General features: G+C 49.6%; 19 protein-coding genes. 12 read left to right on the forward strand and 7 right to left on the reverse strand.

Annotation, left to right across the window (positions count from 1 at the left end):
* Positions 1 to 466: 466 nt before the first annotated feature.
* The 3 genes from AB4Z33_RS01535 to AB4Z33_RS01545 all read left to right on the forward strand — a co-directional run bounded on the left by AB4Z33_RS01535 (position 467) and on the right by AB4Z33_RS01545 (position 2,273).
* A complete protein-coding gene (locus AB4Z33_RS01535; protein WP_442048192.1) occupies positions 467 to 892 on the forward strand; it encodes a MarR family winged helix-turn-helix transcriptional regulator in 426 nt (141 codons plus the stop codon).
* Positions 893 to 1,032: 140 nt separating this feature from the next.
* Positions 1,033 to 1,791 carry an SDR family NAD(P)-dependent oxidoreductase gene (locus AB4Z33_RS01540; protein ID WP_442048193.1) on the forward strand — a complete coding sequence of 253 codons (759 nt, stop codon included), beginning with the start codon at positions 1,033 to 1,035 and terminating at the stop codon, positions 1,789 to 1,791.
* Positions 1,792 to 1,814: 23 nt separating this feature from the next.
* On the forward strand, positions 1,815 to 2,273 hold the full coding sequence (locus AB4Z33_RS01545) for a hypothetical protein (protein WP_442048194.1): 459 nt from the start codon (positions 1,815 to 1,817) through the stop codon (positions 2,271 to 2,273).
* 102 nt (positions 2,274 to 2,375) lie between these two features.
* Here the strand turns inward: AB4Z33_RS01545 and AB4Z33_RS01550 are convergent, their stop codons facing one another.
* Entirely contained in the window at positions 2,376 to 2,918 is a 543-nt protein-coding gene (locus AB4Z33_RS01550) for a hypothetical protein (RefSeq protein ID WP_442048195.1), read from the reverse strand.
* Positions 2,919 to 3,248: 330 nt separating this feature from the next.
* Here AB4Z33_RS01550 and AB4Z33_RS01555 point away from each other — a divergent pair, with 330 nt between their 5' ends.
* The 3 genes from AB4Z33_RS01555 to AB4Z33_RS01565 are packed head-to-tail and all read left to right on the forward strand — an operon-like array spanning position 3,249 to position 7,025.
* Positions 3,249 to 3,896, forward strand: coding sequence for a TetR/AcrR family transcriptional regulator (locus AB4Z33_RS01555; RefSeq protein ID WP_442048196.1), 648 nt, complete (start codon positions 3,249 to 3,251; stop codon positions 3,894 to 3,896).
* A 41-nt stretch (positions 3,897 to 3,937) separates the two neighbouring features.
* Positions 3,938 to 6,262 (forward strand): FtsX-like permease family protein, encoded by a 2,325-nt coding sequence (locus tag AB4Z33_RS01560; RefSeq protein WP_442048197.1) that lies wholly within the window; start codon positions 3,938 to 3,940, stop codon positions 6,260 to 6,262.
* A 4-nt stretch (positions 6,263 to 6,266) separates the two neighbouring features.
* Entirely contained in the window at positions 6,267 to 7,025 is a 759-nt protein-coding gene (locus AB4Z33_RS01565) for an ABC transporter ATP-binding protein (protein ID WP_442048198.1), read from the forward strand.
* A gap of 59 nt (positions 7,026 to 7,084) precedes the next feature.
* Here AB4Z33_RS01565 and AB4Z33_RS01570 read toward each other — a convergent pair whose 3' ends face one another.
* The 4 genes from AB4Z33_RS01570 to AB4Z33_RS01585 form a co-directional block, all read right to left on the reverse strand.
* Positions 7,085 to 9,367 (reverse strand): preprotein translocase subunit SecA, encoded by a 2,283-nt coding sequence (locus AB4Z33_RS01570; RefSeq protein ID WP_442048199.1) that lies wholly within the window; start codon positions 9,365 to 9,367, stop codon positions 7,085 to 7,087.
* Positions 9,368 to 9,389: 22 nt separating this feature from the next.
* Complete coding sequence (locus AB4Z33_RS01575; protein WP_442048200.1) at positions 9,390 to 10,064, reverse strand: ABC transporter permease; 675 nt, start codon at positions 10,062 to 10,064, stop codon at positions 9,390 to 9,392.
* A gap of 32 nt (positions 10,065 to 10,096) precedes the next feature.
* Positions 10,097 to 10,942, reverse strand: a complete 846-nt coding sequence (locus tag AB4Z33_RS01580; RefSeq protein WP_442048201.1) for an ATP-binding cassette domain-containing protein — start codon at positions 10,940 to 10,942, stop codon at positions 10,097 to 10,099.
* A gap of 138 nt (positions 10,943 to 11,080) precedes the next feature.
* Positions 11,081 to 12,016: a LytTR family transcriptional regulator DNA-binding domain-containing protein gene (locus tag AB4Z33_RS01585; protein WP_442048202.1), complete on the reverse strand. Its 936-nt coding sequence runs from the start codon at positions 12,014 to 12,016 to the stop codon at positions 11,081 to 11,083.
* Between the two features lie 257 nt (positions 12,017 to 12,273).
* Between AB4Z33_RS01585 and AB4Z33_RS01590 the strand changes: the two genes are divergently transcribed.
* Positions 12,274 to 13,527 (forward strand): FAD-binding protein, encoded by a 1,254-nt coding sequence (locus AB4Z33_RS01590; protein WP_442048203.1) that lies wholly within the window; start codon positions 12,274 to 12,276, stop codon positions 13,525 to 13,527.
* 442 nt (positions 13,528 to 13,969) lie between these two features.
* On the opposite strand, the gene AB4Z33_RS01595 is transcribed toward AB4Z33_RS01590, so the two are convergent.
* Positions 13,970 to 14,344, reverse strand: coding sequence for a hypothetical protein (locus AB4Z33_RS01595; RefSeq protein ID WP_442048204.1), 375 nt, complete (start codon positions 14,342 to 14,344; stop codon positions 13,970 to 13,972).
* Positions 14,345 to 14,907: 563 nt separating this feature from the next.
* Here AB4Z33_RS01595 and AB4Z33_RS01600 point away from each other — a divergent pair.
* The 5 genes from AB4Z33_RS01600 to AB4Z33_RS01620 are packed head-to-tail and all read left to right on the forward strand — an operon-like array spanning position 14,908 to position 19,062.
* Positions 14,908 to 15,477, forward strand: a complete 570-nt coding sequence (locus AB4Z33_RS01600) for a Crp/Fnr family transcriptional regulator (RefSeq protein WP_442048248.1) — start codon at positions 14,908 to 14,910, stop codon at positions 15,475 to 15,477.
* A gap of 28 nt (positions 15,478 to 15,505) precedes the next feature.
* Positions 15,506 to 16,345 carry an ABC transporter ATP-binding protein gene (locus AB4Z33_RS01605; RefSeq protein WP_442048205.1) on the forward strand — a complete coding sequence of 280 codons (840 nt, stop codon included), beginning with the start codon at positions 15,506 to 15,508 and terminating at the stop codon, positions 16,343 to 16,345.
* Entirely contained in the window at positions 16,278 to 17,042 is a 765-nt protein-coding gene (locus tag AB4Z33_RS01610; protein ID WP_442048206.1) for an ABC transporter permease, read from the forward strand. Before AB4Z33_RS01605 ends, AB4Z33_RS01610 begins: the two co-directional genes overlap by 68 nt.
* 27 nt (positions 17,043 to 17,069) lie before the next feature.
* A complete protein-coding gene (locus tag AB4Z33_RS01615; protein WP_442048207.1) occupies positions 17,070 to 18,116 on the forward strand; it encodes an ABC transporter substrate-binding protein in 1,047 nt (348 codons plus the stop codon).
* A 43-nt stretch (positions 18,117 to 18,159) separates the two neighbouring features.
* A complete protein-coding gene (locus AB4Z33_RS01620; protein WP_442048208.1) occupies positions 18,160 to 19,062 on the forward strand; it encodes an MBL fold metallo-hydrolase in 903 nt (300 codons plus the stop codon).
* A 93-nt stretch (positions 19,063 to 19,155) separates the two neighbouring features.
* Here AB4Z33_RS01620 and AB4Z33_RS01625 read toward each other — a convergent pair whose 3' ends face one another.
* Complete coding sequence (locus tag AB4Z33_RS01625) at positions 19,156 to 19,815, reverse strand: type 1 glutamine amidotransferase domain-containing protein (protein WP_442048209.1); 660 nt, start codon at positions 19,813 to 19,815, stop codon at positions 19,156 to 19,158.
* Positions 19,816 to 19,881: the final 66 nt, after the last annotated feature.

The raw sequence follows: 19,881 nt of genomic DNA on the forward strand, positions 1-19,881 counted from the left end.
GTTTAAGTAAGTCTTTAATGTGAATAGTCGTGAGCGTCTAAACGTATTTTACATTACTGGTACTGAAAAAGTTGTTACTTGATTATGATAGGGATACCCAAAGTTGGAGCGATTGGATCTGTTACGGTGAAAATCCGGTTGATGTGGGAGAGGGCTAAGCGCTTAGAAAGCGAATTAAAATACAGAGCCCGGCGAGAGGGATGTCGCGGTTCTGTTTTTTTATTCATGCATTGCACATCGTGGAATGGATTGATAAATGGAAGAGCAACGCAATTGGGCGGGAAATTACAGATATAGTGCCGCGGAGCTGTTCGAGCCTGAGCGAATGGAGCAGCTCCTGGAATGGGTGGCAAAACGCCATAAAGTCAGAGCGCTTGTTTCGCGTCAGTTGACATTCTGGAAATTCCTGATATATAATTAGGATGCTAATTATATTAACGATCTTAGAATGGAGCCATACCGCCACATGTCTCAATCCATCCTTTACTTGAAAAGAACTTATATTATTATGCGCAAAGAGCTTGACGTGCGGTTAAGCACATTCAATCTGACGACTTCGCAATTCGAGATCCTGGGCTATTTGGCTCAATCTGGAGGGTTGGAGCAGCAGAAGCTCCAGCATCATAGCGGTATTACATCCGCGACGTTGACCGGAATATTAGATAAGCTGGAGGCTCGGTCATACATCTCCCGTAAGCCTAGCCATACGGACGGAAGGGCTAACGTTGTGACGCTCACGGAGCAAGGCAACGAGGTGTTCGGTAAGCTGGTCGATCTTATTCTGCAATTCGAGAACGAGATGCTTAAAGGGTTCACGCAAGCCGAGAGAGATTTGCTGGGACAGTGGCTGCAACGAGTGGCCAAGAACCTAGGGGATACGGAATATTATTAATAAGGGCTTTTAGCCTTCACTAATAGCTAGCATCCTAGCAATCGGAGAGGAGGTGAGTGCAATGGTACATCTATTGATGTAGATGGGAATATCAATTGCCATATAGCTAGGATCCTAATTAATAAAGGGGCTATTCTATTATGCGAATCGTAGTTACAGGAGGAACAAGCGGAATCGGTTACGGGACGGCGCGCTTTGCCGCGGAACGCGGTTGGGAGGTAACGATAGTCGGTCGTAATCGAACCCAAGGCGAGAAGATTGCCGCCGAGCTGGGGGCGGACTACATCTATGCAGATCTGTCCAAGATGTCGGAAGTACGTCGATTAGCGGAACAGCTCGAAGGGCCGATTAATGCGTTGGCGCTGTGTGCGGGAGGAATATCTACCGACAAAGAGGCACGACTGACCAATGAAGGGTTGGAGACGACTTTCGCAACAAACTATTTGAGTAAATTTGCGTTATYGGAGATGCTTCTTCAGCAGAACAAGATCGTACCTGACGGATGCATCGTTATGGTAGGAGGTAATGGCGTCCACAAGAATGCTTCGACCTCTTGGGCTGAACCTCAAGCCGGTCTATCGTCGGCGATGAAGGCAGCGCTTGCGGTCGATCTCTATGCTTCCGAGCTCGCCAAGCGATATCCGCAGTTGCGCGTGCATACCTGCTATCCGGGAATGGTTCGAACGAATTTGTTCCAAGAGGCACCGTTKCTGTTCCGATTGTTGTCTCGAATGTTCGGCCAGCCGATAGCCAAAGGCAGCGCTTATCTGGGTCGGCTGATCTTGGAGAAGCATTCGGGGGTTCATTGGAAGCAGGATCGCTCCATGCGTTTCCGTGTTCCTTTACCCGAAGGCCAAGAAGCCGAGGCGCTTTGGGCATATAGTCGACAATATATCTAACCATATAACAAAGGGGGTTAAGTATGCGTTATAAAGCAGGGTGGCTGGTTCAAAATCATATTTTGGCTTTGACGCATTTTGAACCGGTGGTAACGATGGAGGATTTCCGGGATATCGCTGCGGATGCGCACATGGCATTGCAAGCGGCGACGCAGCCCTTTCACCTTCTGATCGATAATCGGATTATCGCCGAAAGGACGGTCGCCACTTTGGATTCAATGTTGAAAGCTCTGCCGATCCTCCAACATGCGCACCTGCGATGGATTGTTGTCGTGCTGCCCGAAGCCGTCAAAGAGACTGCAGCAGCTAGACAAGTCGAGCGGCATGGATCGATTCAATTAAAATTTGCGGACAGTCTGGCTTCCGCATTCCAGCATCTTGCCCGTGAAGACGATCGTATAGACGAGGTGGCTGGCATGGAATTGAGTTGGAGCGATTGGATTTCTTATAGTGAGAATCCGAATGCGGTTGGGAAAGAGTAAGAACGAGGAAAAATAATAGTGCGCAGATTTTGAATCCATCGCCAAGTGGCCTATGCGCCACGGCGATGGATTACTTGAAATTTACGGTCTTTTGAATAGCCGTTATCGTATTATTAGCGTAAAAGGCCCGTCTTTCGTATGGAATTTTACTTCCGTCTCGCTAAGCCAGATCGGATGATCGCTCCCCAGCGTACGCTTGGCATTCGGATAGATATCAAATTCGTCGTTTGGCACCATTAGATCAAGTACTGTTAGGTATTCCATCGTAATGCTTAATCTGGATGATTGATAAAATTGATAAAAATAGGTTCTTTCGCCAAGGATTGCGTCGCGGTACTTGATGACCAACGTTTCGGTTCCTTTGGGGGATTCGATCGTCTCGTAATTCCATCCCATGATTAAGCCCCACATACGGAAGGCTACTAAAAACATTCCTAGTATACTAATAGTGATCGAGAACCGACGCCACTTGCGCGATACGAGCATGGCAACGGTCAAAGCTGACATATTGAGCAGTAACGGGATATTCCAGCGGGCTAAGGGGTGAATATAAAATTCGTAGTGATTAACATGCATGAAAATGAAGACAGCGTTCATCGCCAGCAACAAAAGCAGCAAGAGAATAGTGCCTTTTTTACCTTCCACTGCAGCTCTAATCCGCATTGAATCGAAGCTCCGTTCGTGTGAATCAGATGATTTAATATAGAGTACGTTTGTTTAGCACCAGTATATGTTTTCTAATGATATACAAAAAGTGAAAGAAACGACTCGTTTTATTCCTATTAAAATGAATCTAAGCGAAGCCCACCGTTAAGCGACCAACCTTACGCGGTCGGTTTTCGCTTGTTTAGCGTCCGTTAAATCCATTGGTTCAAAATCATATTTTGTTAACATTTAGTGAATCGTATTGAAAATGAGAAATAGTATGATACTCTATTACCGACAGACAGTCGGTCTATATGAAGGGGATGTAAGATGAGAGTTGTAAAAAAAGCCGAGGAGCGGAGGAACGAAATTCTTGACGCAGCGGACGAGCTTTTCGGCCAGAAGGGTTTTGACGGCACGAGTACAAACGATATTCTCGAAAAGGTCGGAATTGCGCGGGGAACGCTGTATTATCACTTCAAGTCGAAGGAGGATATTATGGACGCTCTGATTGAGCGGTATAATGTCCGTCTTATAGGCGCGGCGCAGGAAATTTCCGCAGACAAGAGCGTACCCGTAATCGAGCGCATTATTCGCGTTGTTATGGCACTGAACTTAAGCGGCGGAAGCAGCAAGGAAATTATGGAGCATATACACAAGCCGCAAAACGCGCTTTTGCATCAGAAAATACAAAGGGTCATTATTGCCGGAATTACGCCGATACTGGCGGGGATAATCCGCGAGGGCACCCAACAGGGACTGTTCAGCACGCCGTTCCCGTATGAATGCATGGAAATGGTTGTGATCTATGCGAATACCGTTTTCGATGAGGATATGGTCTCAATGACGAACGAGGAGCGTGCTTTACGCATACAGGCGTTTGTCTTCAATGCAGAAAGGCTGCTTGGTGCTGAAAGCGGGAGTCTTATGCACGTTATGCAGATGTTTGGCAGCGGAAATGGAGACGGTAATGAATAATTCGGAAATCCTGCAATTAAGCTTGAAGACAGAGGTGGCTTATGTATTACAGAATAATTCGCAATGACATTATAAAGAGCAAAGCGGTAACACTGATAACCATGATATTTGTCGCTGCCGCAGCCATGCTTGTTTCGCTTGCAGCGATACTCGTCGTCCATCTTTCGGGCTCGCTGGATACGCTTATGAAGCAAGCGGAAACGCCGCATTTTATGCAGATGCATTCGGGTGAGATTGATACTGCGAGGCTTACGGCTTTTGCGGAACAAAACAGTAACGTCGATGAATTTCAGGTGGTACAATTTCTTAACTTCGACGGCGCGCAGTTTATATTTGGTGAAAAATCGCTCGCAAACAGCGTTCAGGACAACGGGTTAAGCGTACAGAGCGAGAAATTCGATTATCTGCTAGATCTTGAAGGAAACGTGATTAACGTATCCGACGGCGAGGTTTATGTTCCGGTAAGCTATATGAAGGACAACACCGCTAAGGTCGGGGACATGGCCGTAATCAACGGAAAAGAATTTACCGTCGCGGGATTTCTCCGCGATTCGACAATGAATTCTTCGCTTTCAGCCTCAAAGCGGTTTCTTGTAAGCAGCAATGACTATGCGGAAATAAAAAACCTTGGAAATATAGAGTATCTGATTGAGTTCAGATTAAAGGATATGTCGGCGTTAGGCGCATTTGAAACCGCATATGCCTCCGCAGGACTTGAAATGAACGGGCCAACGGTTACGTATTCGCTTTTTAGAATGATGAATGCAATTTCCGACGGGATGATGATCGGGGTTATCCTTCTGGTAAGCCTGCTTGTCGTTACCATCGCGTTCATGTGCATACGCTTTACGCTCTTGGCGAAAATCGAAGACGATTATCGTGAAATTGGTGTTATGAAAGCTATAGGGCTGCGTATCTCGGATATTAAGAAGATTTATCTAGCGAAATACGCGGCAATTGCTGCGGCAGGCTCTATTCTCGGTTTTGCTCTTTCGTTAGTTTTCAAAGGAATGCTTCTTGAAAATATTCGGCTTTATATGGGGGAAAGCGAAAATTCTTCTTTTTCTTATGTCTTAGGAATCATCGGCCTATTGCTAGTATTCCTTGCCATTATGACTTTTGTTAACGGAGTGCTGAAACGCTTTCGGAAAATTTCAGCCGCGGAAGTCATACGCTATGGTACTTCCCAGGACAAAAACACGGGTACTAAGCGTTTTATCTTGAGCGGAAACAGGCTGTTCAGCACGAATATTTTTCTCGGTATCAAAGATGTTCTCTCAAGGAAAAGACTTTACGTCACAATGCTTATCGTGCTTGTGATTTCGTCCTTCATCATGATTGTTCCGCAGAACCTGTACAACTCGATTTCCTCAAAAAGCTTCATCAGTTACATGGGGATTGGAAACTACGATCTGCGCATACAGTTGCCCGGCAATATCGACGGCAATACCTCTGAAAAAATCGCTGAAATCGTAGAGACGGTGAAAAGCGATCAAGCCATTTCAAAGGTTGCCGTCCTTACAACAAAAACATTCAAAGCAAAAATGGAAGACGGATCAGAGGAAAATATTAAAATCGAACTCGGCGACCATGCGATATTTCCTATCGCATATTCCGAGGGCAAAGCACCCGCCGCGGATGACGAAATTGCGCTTTCGACTATATACGCCGATGGGATGAGCAAGAAGGCCGGCGATGTCATTACACTGGTGATTGAGGGGCAGGAGAAAGAGCTTACGGTAAGCGGAATCTATTCCGACATTACCAATGGCGGCAAAACCGCCAAGTCCGTATTCACCGACCATTCGGCGGGCATTATGTGGAGCATTGTCAGCGCTGAACTTTCGGATAAATCTCTTATTGACGCGAAGGTTGCGGAATATGCAGACAAGTTTGATTTTGCAAAGACTTCAGACGTTGATGAATTTGTTACACAGACCCTCGGTTCGATCATAAGCTCTGTCAAAATGGCCTCCTACGCCGCAGTTGCCGTTTCGCTGGTTATCACGTTACTGGTCACACTGTTGTTTATGAAAATGCTCGTCGCAAAGGACAGATATTCCATTGCCGTCATGAAGGCGTTCGGGTTTACAAACTCGGATATTAAGGCGCAGTTTGTTTCGCGTTCGGTATTCGTTCTAATTGTTGGCATTGTTCTCGGCACACTTCTGGCAAATACTCTCGGAGAGGTACTTGCGGATGTGGCTATCTCCTCTTTTGGCGCATCGAAATTTAACTTTGCCGTTAATCCGCTTTCGGCGTATCTGCTTTGTCCGTTGATGATGATTATCGCGGTACTTACCGCAACGGCGATCGGCACCTCGCGCGCGGGACAAATAAAAATTAGCGAACATATAAAGGAGTAGGCAAATGAAGAAGATACTTATCGGTGATCATATCGTAAAATCTTTCGGCGAGGGCGATGAAAAGCGCAATGTTCTCGATGGAGTGTCCGTTGAAATGGGCGAGGGCGAGTTCGTTGCGGTTATGGGACCGTCGGGCTCGGGAAAATCCACGCTGATGTTTGCGCTGAGCGGAACGGATAGCATTAATAACGGAAAGGTAGTATTTGACGATAGGGAGCTATCGTCGGCCTCTGAGAATGAACTTTCAGATCTGCGCAGAACTGCGATGGGATTTGTTTTTCAGCAGCCGACTATGCTGAAAAGCTTGAATATTCTCGACAACATCATTCTTCCGTCCATGCGGGGCAACAGAAAAAACGCCGCAAAAATTACGGAGAAGGCAAGAGCGAATATGAAAAGGGTAGGCATTGCGGAGCTTGAAAAGCGCGACATTACACAGGTCTCGGGAGGACAGCTTCAGAGGGCGGGAATATGCCGCGCGCTTATGAACAGCCCGAAAATTATTTTCGGTGACGAGCCGACGGGCGCGCTCAATTCACAGTCCGCGCAGGAGATTATGGACATATTTTCCGAAATCAATGCAGACGGTACTGCGATAATGCTTGTAACCCACGACGCCAAGGTTGCTGCGCGGACGGAGCGCGTTATGTTTATGCGTGACGGAAAAATCGTAAGCGAGCTGAAGCTTCCGAAGTTTGATGGGACGGATATGGATGGAAGGGTTGAGGAAGTAACGAAGAAAATGTGGGAAGTAGGCATATAATAGGATGTGACTTAGAGTACATCGCTCATGTGGCGGTGTACTCCTTTGCGCTGTGCTCATCAAAATTTTGACCACCCGAATGTCGGTCTCAAAATGGCGCGCAGCCAATAAGCGATGATTGTGCCTGAGGTCCATGAACCGGGATTCCGCAAATATTGTTGGTATTGATCGTTGATGATATAGGTTCTAGTGGAAGTAGGGTTCTTCAGCCCGAGCTTTTCCCACATCGCCGGTTCATTGGAACCTCCGAGCTTTGCGAGCATATCCGCCGACTCTCTCTCTATTGCAGCCGGTATTTGCTCGTAGGCCTGAATGATTTGGTCATGAAATTCATCGATCGGATTGCGTTTGACAAGGCTCGTCAGATGGATACCCTCCCGAATGTAAGAAGCATATGCCAGATGCTCAGCCCAGAACTTGTCGATAAAATAAAGCCGTACCCGCTGCTCCGAAGGGCTCATCGGCGTCTCGCCTTTCAAAATTCCAAGCCGCTCCTCGTATAACATACGCCTTTGATCCTCCACCATATCCGAATAGCTGTTCAGCTCCTGACGGATATGGAAGTTTTGGCCCATAATTGCACGCTGAATATGGTCAATTTTGTCCCGGAGCGCCGACTCTTCCAGAGCCTCATTCTGCCTAAGGCCGCGTTTCTTTATATCAGTGCCGAATTGAAGCATTAAATCGTCTTCCAAGCTAACGAAAAAGACGGAAGCTCCCGGGTCGCCCTGGCGGCCGGATCGACCGCGCAGCTGGTTGTCGATCCGCACGCTTTGGTGCATATGCGTGCCAATCACGTACAACCCGCCCAGATTGGCGACTATTTCTCCTTGCGCCGGGTTGCCGCCGCCAAGCCGAATGTCCACGCCGCGTCCCGCCATATTCGTCGACACGGTCACGGCGCCAATTTCTCCCGCTTTGGCAATGATCTTGGCTTCTTCTGCATCGTTTTTCGCGTTCAGTACATGGCAGGGGACGCCGGCAACCGCCAGCGCCTCCGCCAGCATGTCGGACTCTTCGACGCTTGACGTACCAATGAGAATCGGACGCCCCGCCCTATGGACGGACAAGATTTCTTGTACAAGCGCTTTAAATTTGGCTTCTTTATGGGTATAAATGCGGTGTGGATGGTCGATTCGTACGTTTGGCCGGTTCGGCGGAATTTGCACGACTTGCAGCGCATAAATGTCTTCGAATTCCATTGTGGATACTTGCGCGGTAGCCGTCATTCCGCAAATCTTCGGATATAGACTAAGGAAGTGCTGAAGAGTGATCGTGCCGAGAATGTTCCCGCCGGCTTTCGACTGAAGCCCTTCTTTGGCGTAGAGCGCGGCTTGCAGCCCTTCGGGCAAATGTCTATTGTCCGCCACGCGGCCGGTATATTCGTCTATCAGCTCGATTTTACCGTCCCGGACGATGTAATCGACGTCTCTTTTCAATAACAATTCCGCATGCAGCGCACAATTTAACGACATTAATAAATGACTATTCCGGTCTTCGTACAAATTGCCGCATCCGAGCAGCGATTCCGCTATCGCCGAGCCGGCTTCACTTAAATAAACATTCCGTTTGAACTCATCGAAGTCGTAATGCTCATCCTGCCGAAGCTGCCTAGCCACTGCTGCGAAAGGATTGTCGTCGTTGCCGGAGAACTCAGGCTCGCCGGCGATGACTAGCGGCACCCGAGCTTCGTCGAGAAGCAGCGAATCCGCTTCGTCGACGATGACGTAGTGGAAGGGGCGATGAACGGTATCGGCTTCGTCTAGCGCAATCGAATCGCGCAAATAATCGAATCCCGCCTCTTTGGCCGTCACATAGGTGATATCCGCGGCGTACGCTTCCCGTTTCCGTGACAAGCTCATGCCCGCTTGAACTGCGTTTACCGTTAACCCGAGGAAGCGATAGATCGGACCCATCCACTCCGCATCCCGATTGGCCAAATAATCGTTAAAAGTCAGCACATGAACGCCTTCGCCGGTTAGCGCATGTAGATAAGCGGGCATAACGGCAGAGAGCGTTTTGCCTTCGCCGGTATGCTGCTCGATCAGGAATCTCTCGTGCAGAGCGATGGCAGCCATAATTTGCACATCGTAAGGCTGTAATCCGAGCGTTCTCTTCGCTGCTTCGCAGACTAGCGCATAGGCATCGATCAGCAGCTCATCCAAAGGCGCACCCGATCGTGATTCCTTCCTTAGCCGGAGGGATTCCGCTTGAAGCTGCCCATCGTCCCAGGCTTCCAAATTCCTTTGTCGGATGCGTTCAACTTTGTCCCGATAGCCCTTCAGCCTAAGCTGGGCATCACGGGCCTTGAAATGTTGAATCAACTTGACGGCTATATTCATCGGAATGTATTCCCTCCTTTTCTCACTCATCCTTTAACCGTCGTTGATACAAAACAACGGACGCAATCGTTAATACGACCGTCCATGCCCCAGTAATAAGGAGAGGGGTTAATATGTCTCCCGTCGTAAAGTCTGCGTGGGGCATGTTTAGCAGATTCACAAGTTGAATGCTTGGCGTATAATCCAGCACTTTAAAAATCGGAAAATCACCGAATAGCAGCGTTGCAACCGGAGGCGCAGTAAATACCATCGCTGCAGGAATGATCGATAATGACGCATCAAGCAACGTTTTGGAGAATAAACCGCATATCGTCCCGACTGCCGTGTATAAAATAATCGAAAGAATGATTGCTGCCATAAACGCCCATATACTAGCTGGCTCATAGCCGAATATAAATGTAGCAATAGCGAGAACAACAGCAGACATGACAAAGACTAACGTGCTTTTTCCGATTAAAACATCCATGGTTGTAGCCGGAGTCATCATTAATGATCGTAGAGTGTTGCGCTCCTTTTCTTCCGCAATCAAGCATGCTTGCGCAAAACACGTTAGCAGCACAAACGAAATATTGAAAAGAAAACCGGCGGCCCCAGGCAAAGACGTACCTGCATTTCGAAAAAGAATTGCAAAAATAATTGGAAAAATCAGCATGATGGAGATCGCATAATTGCGTGAAAACTCTTTGTAATCCTTCACGAATATCGCTTGTGCGCGTTTTAATGAGATACTCATCGTAACTCACTTCCTGTCATTTTAATAAAGATGTCACCTAGACTTGGCTCTTTCGTTTCTAACGTATCAATTAACCCTTTTTTCATCCAATCGGCTATTTGATCAACTGTTCCATTATTAATCGGGAGCTCGTAGGCTTCTCCGCTTATTAACTCGACACAAACGACGTTTTCTCGATGCTGCTTTTTAAGCTCCTTCGGGGAGCCGATGGTTTGGATTTGTCCTTGATACAAAATCGCTACACGATTGCATAGCAATTCTGCCTCGGCCATATCATGCGTCGTTAAAAAAATCGTTGTCCCATTCTCATTTAAGCGGCGCAACCCTTTATAAATATGCGCGGAGTTTACCGGATCCAAAGCCGAGGTAGGTTCGTCCAAAAATAATAATTCCGGCTCGTGGATAATTGCGCATGCCAACATGACACGCTGACGCATCCCTTTCGATAGGAGATTGACTTTCTTTTTGCGCTCTCCGCTTAAGTTTACAAACTGCAGCACCTTATCGATCGAAGATTTAGGAAGATCATATAATTGGCGAAACAGCTCCAGATTTTCTTCTATCGTTAATCTCTCATAGAGACCRCTGTTATCCGTCAAAATGCCAAAGCGCATTTTCTGCGGAGACCGATGCATCATTTCCGCCGGCTCGTTAAATACGCTTGCTTGTCCGCTTGTCGGATCTAATTGCGCGGTCAACAGCTTTATAAGTGTCGTTTTTCCTGAACCGCTTGGACCCAGGAAACCAAAAATTTCTCCCTTTGGAATCGAAAAAGACACATCCGCCAATGCATCCTTATTTCCAAATCTCTTTCGAATATGTTCGACTTCGATAACGGCCATTCACACCACATCCTTGGAGTTGATGGCTTAACTATATTAAGATTGCGGGCTTCCAGCCATCAAAATCCGCCGAAATGTAGCTGTTATCGGCTGAATTGTACCATTTACTGCTTGATTGGTCCGACATCCCCCTCGGAATTAAAGGTTAAGAAGAGCTTTTAATTCCTGCAATTTCGATCGAGATAATGGAACGACGGCATCTTTGCCTGTAATTAATCGCAAGCTGTAGCTATTCTTCGTCCATGTAATAATTTCTCTTATTTTTTGAAGATTAACGATGTAGGATCGATGGCACCTGAAAAATCCGAAATTCGCCAATCTCTGTTCAAGCTCGGTTAGCGTGAGAGCACAGTCATAATTTTCTCCATCCACATGAACGAGAATCGAGCCATCTACGCTTTCTATATAGTCGATTTCAGGCGGATTAAATAAAATGACTTTGCCGTTTCTTTTCGTGTAAATCTTCTGCAAGGTGATATTGGCCTGATCTTGTTCCTGCACTTCTTGTTTGTCCTCATCCGAGTCCCGAATATCCAATTGATGAAAGCCGAGCTCGTTTAATCGATAAATGGCATCGCAGGAAATAAGGGCATCCTCTAAATTCGAAGTTAAAATGAGTATCTGCTTTTCGTTCGAAAGGTCATCTAATATCCGTTTGAAATGACGCCGATCCCGTTCTTCCAGGTAAAAATACGGTTCCTCCAGTACAAGCGTAGGCTGATGCGCAAAAAAGACGCGCAGCAAGGTTACATACATTCTTTTCGATGGGCTTAGATTTTTGATTTTTACTTTCCGTTCTTCTTTTAAAGCAAAATAATCCAACAACCGATCGGCACGCTCATTCCGCTCTGTTACGTTGATTAGAAAAGTGATTAATTCTTCCACCTTTAAATGCATATACTCGTTTTGCCCAGCTCGAAATAGGTAATATAGGGAACGATCCGGCAATTGATTCATTAAAAGCTGCTTTCGCTTCAAGTCCGTTATAATGCCAATTGCTTGATTCGGTGTCATAGTTAATTCGATCTTCGGTACAAATAATTGTCCATTTTCATACACGGGTTCAAATTGCATGCCTTCCTCCTGATCGGTACCGCTATAGGATATATGAAACAATTATAAGGTTGGGATACTTTTTTGTCAGTTTCTATTGAATTGACGACAGTAATTAGCTGAAGCGATTGGATTAGTTATGGGGAAAATCCGGTTGYGGCGGGAGAGGGTTAAGCGCTTAGAAAGCGAATTAGAATACAGAGCCCGACGAGAGGGATGTCGAGGTTCTGTTTTTTTTATGCATGTATTGCACAACATGGAATGGAGTGAAAAGTACAATGGAAGAGGAACGCAATTGGGCGGGAAATTACAGATACAGTGCATCGGAGCTGTTCGAGCCTGAGCGAATGGAGCAGCTCCAGGAATGGGTGGCAAAACGCCATAAAGTCAGAGCGCTTGGTTCGCGTCACTCGTTCAACAGCATTGCCGATACGTCCGGCAGTCTGGTTTCGCTGAATAAGATGAATCAAGTATTGGAGCTTGACCCCTCGCGAGGGACCGTCACGGTGGAAGGCGGCATCCGGTACGGAGAGTTGGCTCGTTATTTGCATGCAAACCATTATGGTCTGCATAATTTGGCTTCTCTTCCGCACATTACGATTGCCGGCGCTTGCGCAACGGGTACGCATGGTTCGGGGGACCGGAACGGCAATCTCGCTACCGCCGTGCGCTCGGTTGAGATTGTTACTGCAAGCGGGGAAGCGGTCACTTATACACGGGGTGAACAGCCGGAAGCAGATGGAGCCATCGTCGGTCTCGGAGCGCTAGGCATCGTGTCGAAGCTGACGCTAGACATCGTGCCGAGCTTTGATATCAGCCAGCAGCTGTTTGAGAACCTGGCTCTATCCAGGCTGGAAAACCATTTCGACGATGTTTTCTCGAGTGCGTACAGCGTCAGCCTATTTACGGATTGGAGCAGCGATCGCTTTAATCAAGTGTGGTTGAAACGTCTCTCCGATGCGGATGATACGTTTGCCGTGGATGACTTCTACGGGGCGACGAGGGCTACTGCGCCGCTGCATCCCGTGCCGGGTATTTCCGCAGAGCCATGCAGTGAGCAGCTAGGGAAAAGAGGACCTTGGCATGAGCGGCTGCCGCATTTCCGAATGGAGTTTACTCCGAGTGCGGGAGAGGAGCTGCAAAGCGAGTACTTCGTGCCGAGAAGCCAAGCCTACGCTGCGTTAGAGGCGATTAACAAGATACGGGAGCATATCGCTCCGCATCTATATATTTCGGAAGTGCGCTCGATTGCCTCCGATCAGCTATGGATGAGTCCAAACTACAATCGGGATTCGATCGGAGTTCATTTTACATGGAAGCCCCATTCTGAGGCGGTTGAGCGTGTGTTGCCGATCATCGAAGCAGCGCTAGAGCCATTCGAGGCGCGCCCGCACTGGGGTAAGGTGTTCACGATGGCGCCTGAACGATTGAAGTCGCTTTATGAGAAGCGCCTTGCATTCCTAAGTCTCGCAGCTAGCTGCGATCCGCAGGGGAAGTTCCGTAATTCGTTCTTAGATTCGTATGTGTGGTAAAGAAGAGAAGGCGTAATCAGCATGCATACTAATATGTGACTCGGAGTACATCGCTCACACGGCGGTGTACTTTTTTGCGTTGTGCTTGGGGCGTCAAAATCAACAGGGGAGTCAACGCTCAATTCCTGAAAATACTTACTGGCTATCTCGCGCGAAAAAAACTAACGGACACCAGAGACGCTTATCGGGCAAAAAACGCAAATCCGGGCACCTAACGGACACCAGCGACTCTTAAAACACCAGATGAACGGTATTCCGCTACTTTGGGCGCGCTAAGCATCACGTATGTCCGTTAGAATGGCGGATGACGAAAAAAACGCTTTTAGGTGCAGCTATGTCCGTTACAATCTTTCCCCCGACCGCGCTCCAGCCCTTTTTGTCCCGAGTATAGCTGTTCTGCCGCAGGAATTGACTCGACGGGGGAAATATATCCCTTACGAGATTATTGGAAAGTAACTTTGATTACATCCCTGCCGATGAGAGTGCCTGAACTGTTATAAACCGATGCGAGAATATTGAAAGTTCCGTTTGCCAGCACGATCTTCGTACTGTTCGATAGCGTATGACGAATGTCGTATCCGCTGGACGGCACGTTGAGCATGCCCGAATAGTAGGATAATGATCCGTTATTCGTTTCCTGAATGTGGAGCTCGTACTTGTAAGCCCCGGTCGGCTTCGTAATGCCGATATAATTCGGAACCGCGCCGATGCTATTCGGATACGGGTTAAACACATAAACCCCGTCGGCCGCGCTCGCTTGGGAAGCGATCCCGAGCAGCAAACCGATGACCATGACAAGCGATAATATTTTCTTCATTATTCGTTCCTCCTAATAAGGTTCGTCTTCCCCGTTCCGGCCGAAAAGGGGATGTACCTTTGCAGAGAGCTCTCGCGATGAATATATCACTATTTAGCAGAAGTGACTATATTTAGAAATTCGAATAGTATGTCTATTTCTATCGGAATCTTTCCAGCCGGCCGGTTGGGGTTGTGGTTGAGCCACCATGAGTGAAGAAATCGGTTCTGGTGGTGGCCCTCTTGGGCGTCCGGTTATTCTATTGGACCTAATATTGGTTGTCTCTAAGGCCTTGCCGGCCTTCGGGACAATCTTTTTTTTGCCCTCACTACCGTCTCCAACAAATAAACCAATGATACGGCTAATATTTTGTCGGCTAGCCGACTGTTTTGTATTAAACTATGAACTATAATCGTAAATACCGATAAGTAAACTTTGAATTAACCAAATAGCCAGAGAGGGGCGCAACAACGATGGGCCAAGAGGGCAAGTCCTTCTATTCGGAAGGAATCGTAACGGATAACGCCGAAGCCGAGCAACTCGCGTTAGCGAAACTCTTTGAGAATTTCGGYACTTCTCGCGACATGAAGAAGAACTCCTTTATCTTCAGTAGTGAGGAGGAAAGTCAGGAGATCTATTTCGTCCGGGAAGGACTGGTGAAGATCTCGCAGTTTGCGCAAGAGGGCCAGAGCATCACCTTGTTCCTGCGGCACAAGGGCGAGGTGTTCGGCGCAGCCGAGGTGCTGACGGGGCAGAAGAGGCAACGCTATGCGCGATRCATCACGGACAGCTGCATTCTCTCGATTCCGGCCTCTCACTTCACCGGCTTGTTGAAGATACATCCGGATGCCCTCTACGCGCTAACGGTGGCCAACGCCCGCCGTCTGCTGCAGACGCAGCGGTACGTGGAGACGCTCATCTCGCGGCCGGTTGCCTGGAGGCTGGCTCAGCTATTAATGCAGCTCGGTGTTCGTACGGGGAAGGAGACGGTCGTCACGCTTCCGCTTAGCCATGAGGAAATCTCCTATGTTATCGGCTGCAGCAGGCAGACGGTTACGGAGACATTGGGTCGATGGCGGGACGAAGGCATCATTCACTATGAGAAGAAGATGGTCRTCATTCTCGATACCGACGAGTTCCAACAGCACTTATAACGATATGGAAAGCTATGGGGGGCGGAGCATGATCCGGGTAAAAGGAGTGGGCAAGACGTTCGCGCAACGGGGCGGAGCAAGCTACGTCGCGTTGGATGATATCGACTTCGAGATAGGAAAGGGAGAGTTCGTCTCCATCCTCGGTCCTTCCGGCTGCGGCAAGTCCACGCTGCTTAATTTGGTAGCGGGGCTGGAGCGGGCGGATCACGGCCGGGTTGAAGCAAACGGGAAGGAAGTCACGGCCCCGGGACCTGACCGGATCGTCGTGTTCCAGGACCATGCACTGTATCCTTGGCTCACCGTGTTGGAGAACGTCGCATTCGGTCTCAAGCAAAAGGGGATCAAAAAGAAGGAGCGCCGCGAGCGGGCCATGGAGCAGATCCGGACGGTCCATCTGGGCAAGTTCGCGGACCGCTATCCCCATGAGCTGTCGGGCGGGATGAAGCAGCGGGTGGCGATAGCGCGGGCGCTCGTCATGGACCCGGAGATTCTGCTCATGGATGAGCCGTTCGCTGCGCTGGACGAACAGACGAGGCTGCTGCTGCACAAGGAATTGGAGCAGATATGGCTGAATACGCGGAAGACCATTCTGTTCATCACGCACAACATCCGGGAGGCGGTTACGCTGTCGGAAAGGGTGCTCGTCATGTCCACCCGGCCGGGACGGATCAAGAAGGAGTACCGCGTACAGGCGATACGGCCGCGAGAGGCAGGCGATTCCGTTCTGCACCATATCGAGAAACAGATCATGGATACGTTGGCCGCTGAACTGGAGAAGGTGGCGAAGGAGGAATACGGCAATGACTACACTCTGGAGAAAAGCCCTCTTTCTCATTCTACTGCTAGTAATCTGGGAGACGGCATATAGGACGATGCATTGGGGCTGGCGCTTCCCATCGGCGCTGCAGACGATGCAGACGTTCTATGATGGGATCGCAGACGGGCAACTACTTGAAGCGACGCTTAGCAGCTTGAGGCGAATCCTCATCGCGTTCGTCCTCTCGTGCGTCATCGGCATGACTCTCGGCGTCCTGTTCGCTCAGAGCCGACTGCTGGACGAGACGTTCGGCTTTGTCGTCGTCGCTCTGCAGACGGTGCCGAGCATCGCTTGGTTACCTTTCGCTATTATCTGGTTCGGGCTGAACGACTTCGCCGTCGTGTTCATTACGACGATCGGGGCGACGTGGACGATGACGATTGCGAGCCGGAGCGGGATCAAGAACATTCCTCCGATCTATCTGAAGTCTGCGCAGATGTTCGGAACAGGCCGCGGGTTCCGGCTCTTCTACCAAGTGATGATCCCCGCCGCCATCCCTCAGCTCATTACGGGCATGCGCATGGCCTGGGCGTTCGCCTGGCGGGCGCTCGTTTCCGGCGAACTCATTGCTCGCGGCATTGGGCTGGGGCAGCTGTTGGAGGAGGGGAGAAGCCTCGGCGACACCTCACTCATGCTCTGCATCGTGCTCGTGATTGCGATTCTCGGTACGATCTCCGACCACCTCGTCTTCAAGCGCATAGAAGACCGGATTTGGACCCAGTACGGTCTGAATGCTGCCAAAACGTAAGCTTAACTAGGAAAAGGGGAATGATCCATGTTCAAAAAAGCGGCTTATTCGAGTCTTGTAATCGTCTTTATTCTGACTCTGCTGTCGGGCTGCGGCTCCTCTGGTTCGGGGAGTAACGGGAGCTCCAATTCGGCCAATCCAATTACGGTGAAGATCGGCTTGCTCAAGAATGTGACACATGCTCCGGCTTTCGTTGCGATCAAGAAGGGCTATCTGCAAGACCGTCTTGGCGCTAATGTGAAGATCGAAGTACAGGGCTTCAACAACGGCTCCGACTTCTCGACCGCGATGGCGACAGGCCAAATCGACATCGGCTATGTCGGACCAAGCCCAGTAATCAACCAATACACAAAGAGCAAGAACATCAAGATACTGTCCGGGGCTAATAACGGCGGCGCCGTGCTAGTGGCGAGGAAGGGCTCCGGCGTGACGAGCGTCAAGGACTTGGCGGGCAAGCTGGTCGCCGTCCCGACCAAGGGGAGCACGAATGAGATCTCTCTCCGTCTGCTGCTTCAGGAGCAGGGATTGAAGGTGACGACGGACAAGAGCGGGGCACAGCTCATCGCGATGGCTCCGGCGGATACAATGACGGCCATGAAGCAAGGCCAGGTAGACGCGGCGCTATTGCCGGAGCCATGGGGTACGCAGATCGCGAACGAAGGCATCGGCGATATCGCCGTCGAGTGGGATCAGATTCCGCCGAACAAGGGAAATTATCCACTCACGATCATCGTATCTAGCGCGGACTTCCTGAAGAATCATCGGAATTTGGCCAAATCCGTTCTTCTCGCCAACGAGGACGCAATTAAGTTCATGAAGGATAGTCCGGACGACACGTATTCTCTAGTCAGCGACGAGTTGAAAGAACTGACGGGCAAGGGCTTGGACGTTGAATTGATCAAGGCCACACTGTCGCATCTAAGCCTGACGACGAACATCGACCAAGAAGCTTTGAAGATAATGGCTCAGGTAGCGGTCGATGCCGGCTACATCAAGGGAGTCGGAGCCGACGGCTTGGATCTGGGAGGTCTGTACGATCTGTCGCTGCTGAAGGAGACGCAGGAAGGCAAATAAACCGAAGACGAGAGGGATGACAGCGATGTATATCCAGCCACAAATGAATTTGCGGCCAGACTACCACCCAGACTTGACAGTCGTTCTGCTCGGAACGGGTTCTCCCCGCGCCTTCTATGGGCGAGCGAAGCCCGGAGCCGTGGTGCTTGCGGGAGACAAGGCGTTCCTCGTCGATTGCGGGGGCGCTACGGTGGACCAACTGATCAAAGCGGGCATCATGCCTCAGCGGATATCCGATGTCCTGTTCACCCATCACCATTACGATCATAACGGCGGATTCTTCGACGTGTTCATCACGAGCTGGCGCACGCATATTACCGCAGAACGTGTCTTCGAAGGCCGTTCGGTGCCGATGCAAGTGTACGGACCCGAGACGACGAAGGCGATCATCGGCAAAATGCGGGATTCCTTCGAGTTCGACGTCAAGCTCCGAATCAGCTATAACCTGTCGGACGAAGCGGGCTCGCGAATCGAGTATACGGAATGCAACGAGGGCGTTATCTACGACAAGGGCGGCATCCGGATTACCGCCTTCGAAGTGGACCATCGTCCTGTCTATCCGGCTATCGCTTACAAGTTCGAGTATAACGGCAAGACGGTCGTTATCTCGGGCGATACGATTCCGGTGGCCAACATGGTAAAACAAGCGGCCGGGGCGGATCTGCTCGTTCACGAAGCGTACAACAAGTCGTGGCTTGACGCCTTGATCGCGCAATATCCGAAGCACGAGAAGGCGCTGTCGAATCCCGCGAAGTATCATACGACGACGCTGGAAGCGGCGGACATCGCGCAACGGGCAGGCGTCAAGCATCTCGTGCTCACGCATCACATTCCCGCACCGGAGGCAAATCCGGCGGCGGAGCAAGCGTATATAGAGGGGATGGCCGAGATTTACGCCGGTCCGATCTCGGTCGGTCGCGACTTGATGGCTTTTGAATTAAAGTAGCGGGCAACCGTTCAAAGAAGGGCCTGGCGGGGTGCCCTTCTTTTTTCGCTCTATAGATGATACGGAGTAAAGTACTACCGGCCTTCCAGGGGTTTATCCTAATTGTGCAATAACGGCTTGGGTTACAGCCAACGTAGACTGAGGATTCTGGCCGGTAATCAAGTTGCCGTCCACCTCATAATGAACCGACCAATTCGGAGCTGCCACATAGATGGCGCCCAGATCGCGAATTTTGCTTTCCAATAAGAACGGGAGATGTTGATCCAGCGTTGTCGCTGCTTCTTCCCTGTCCGTAAAAGCGCTGATCCGTTTGCCTGCAACTAAAGGATTCCCGTTTGATAATTTAGCGCCTACGAGCCCCGCGGGCCCATGGCATACCGCGGCAACGATCTTGCCGGCCTCATAGAATTCCCGCAGCAATTCCTGAAGCTTGCTATTATTCGGAAGATCATACATCGTTCCATGGCCGCCCGGCAAGAAAATCGCGTCAAACCCATCCGCACCGACTTCATCCAATTTCAAGGTATTCTCCAAATGCTTCTGAGTATCCAATAGGCGCTGCGGGGTGGCCGAATCTACGCTTCCGGGGTCGATGGGTCCTCTGCCCCCGAGAGGGCTTGCCACCGTCACATCGTATCCTTTCTCGACAAACTCCAGATAGGCCTCCGCGAATTCCGTCAACCATATGCCTGTCCGTCTGCCTTCATAAATCTCGTCGTGATTAGTGACAACGATCAACACTTTCTTTGCCATTACGATCAGCTCCTGTACCAAGTAATTTGTTATATGGCCAGTTTAAGTCCAATCTATCTATAAAAC

The organism is Paenibacillus sp. 2TAB19 (assembly GCF_052115185.1).
Taxonomy (GTDB): Bacteria; Bacillota; Bacilli; order Paenibacillales; family Paenibacillaceae; genus Pristimantibacillus.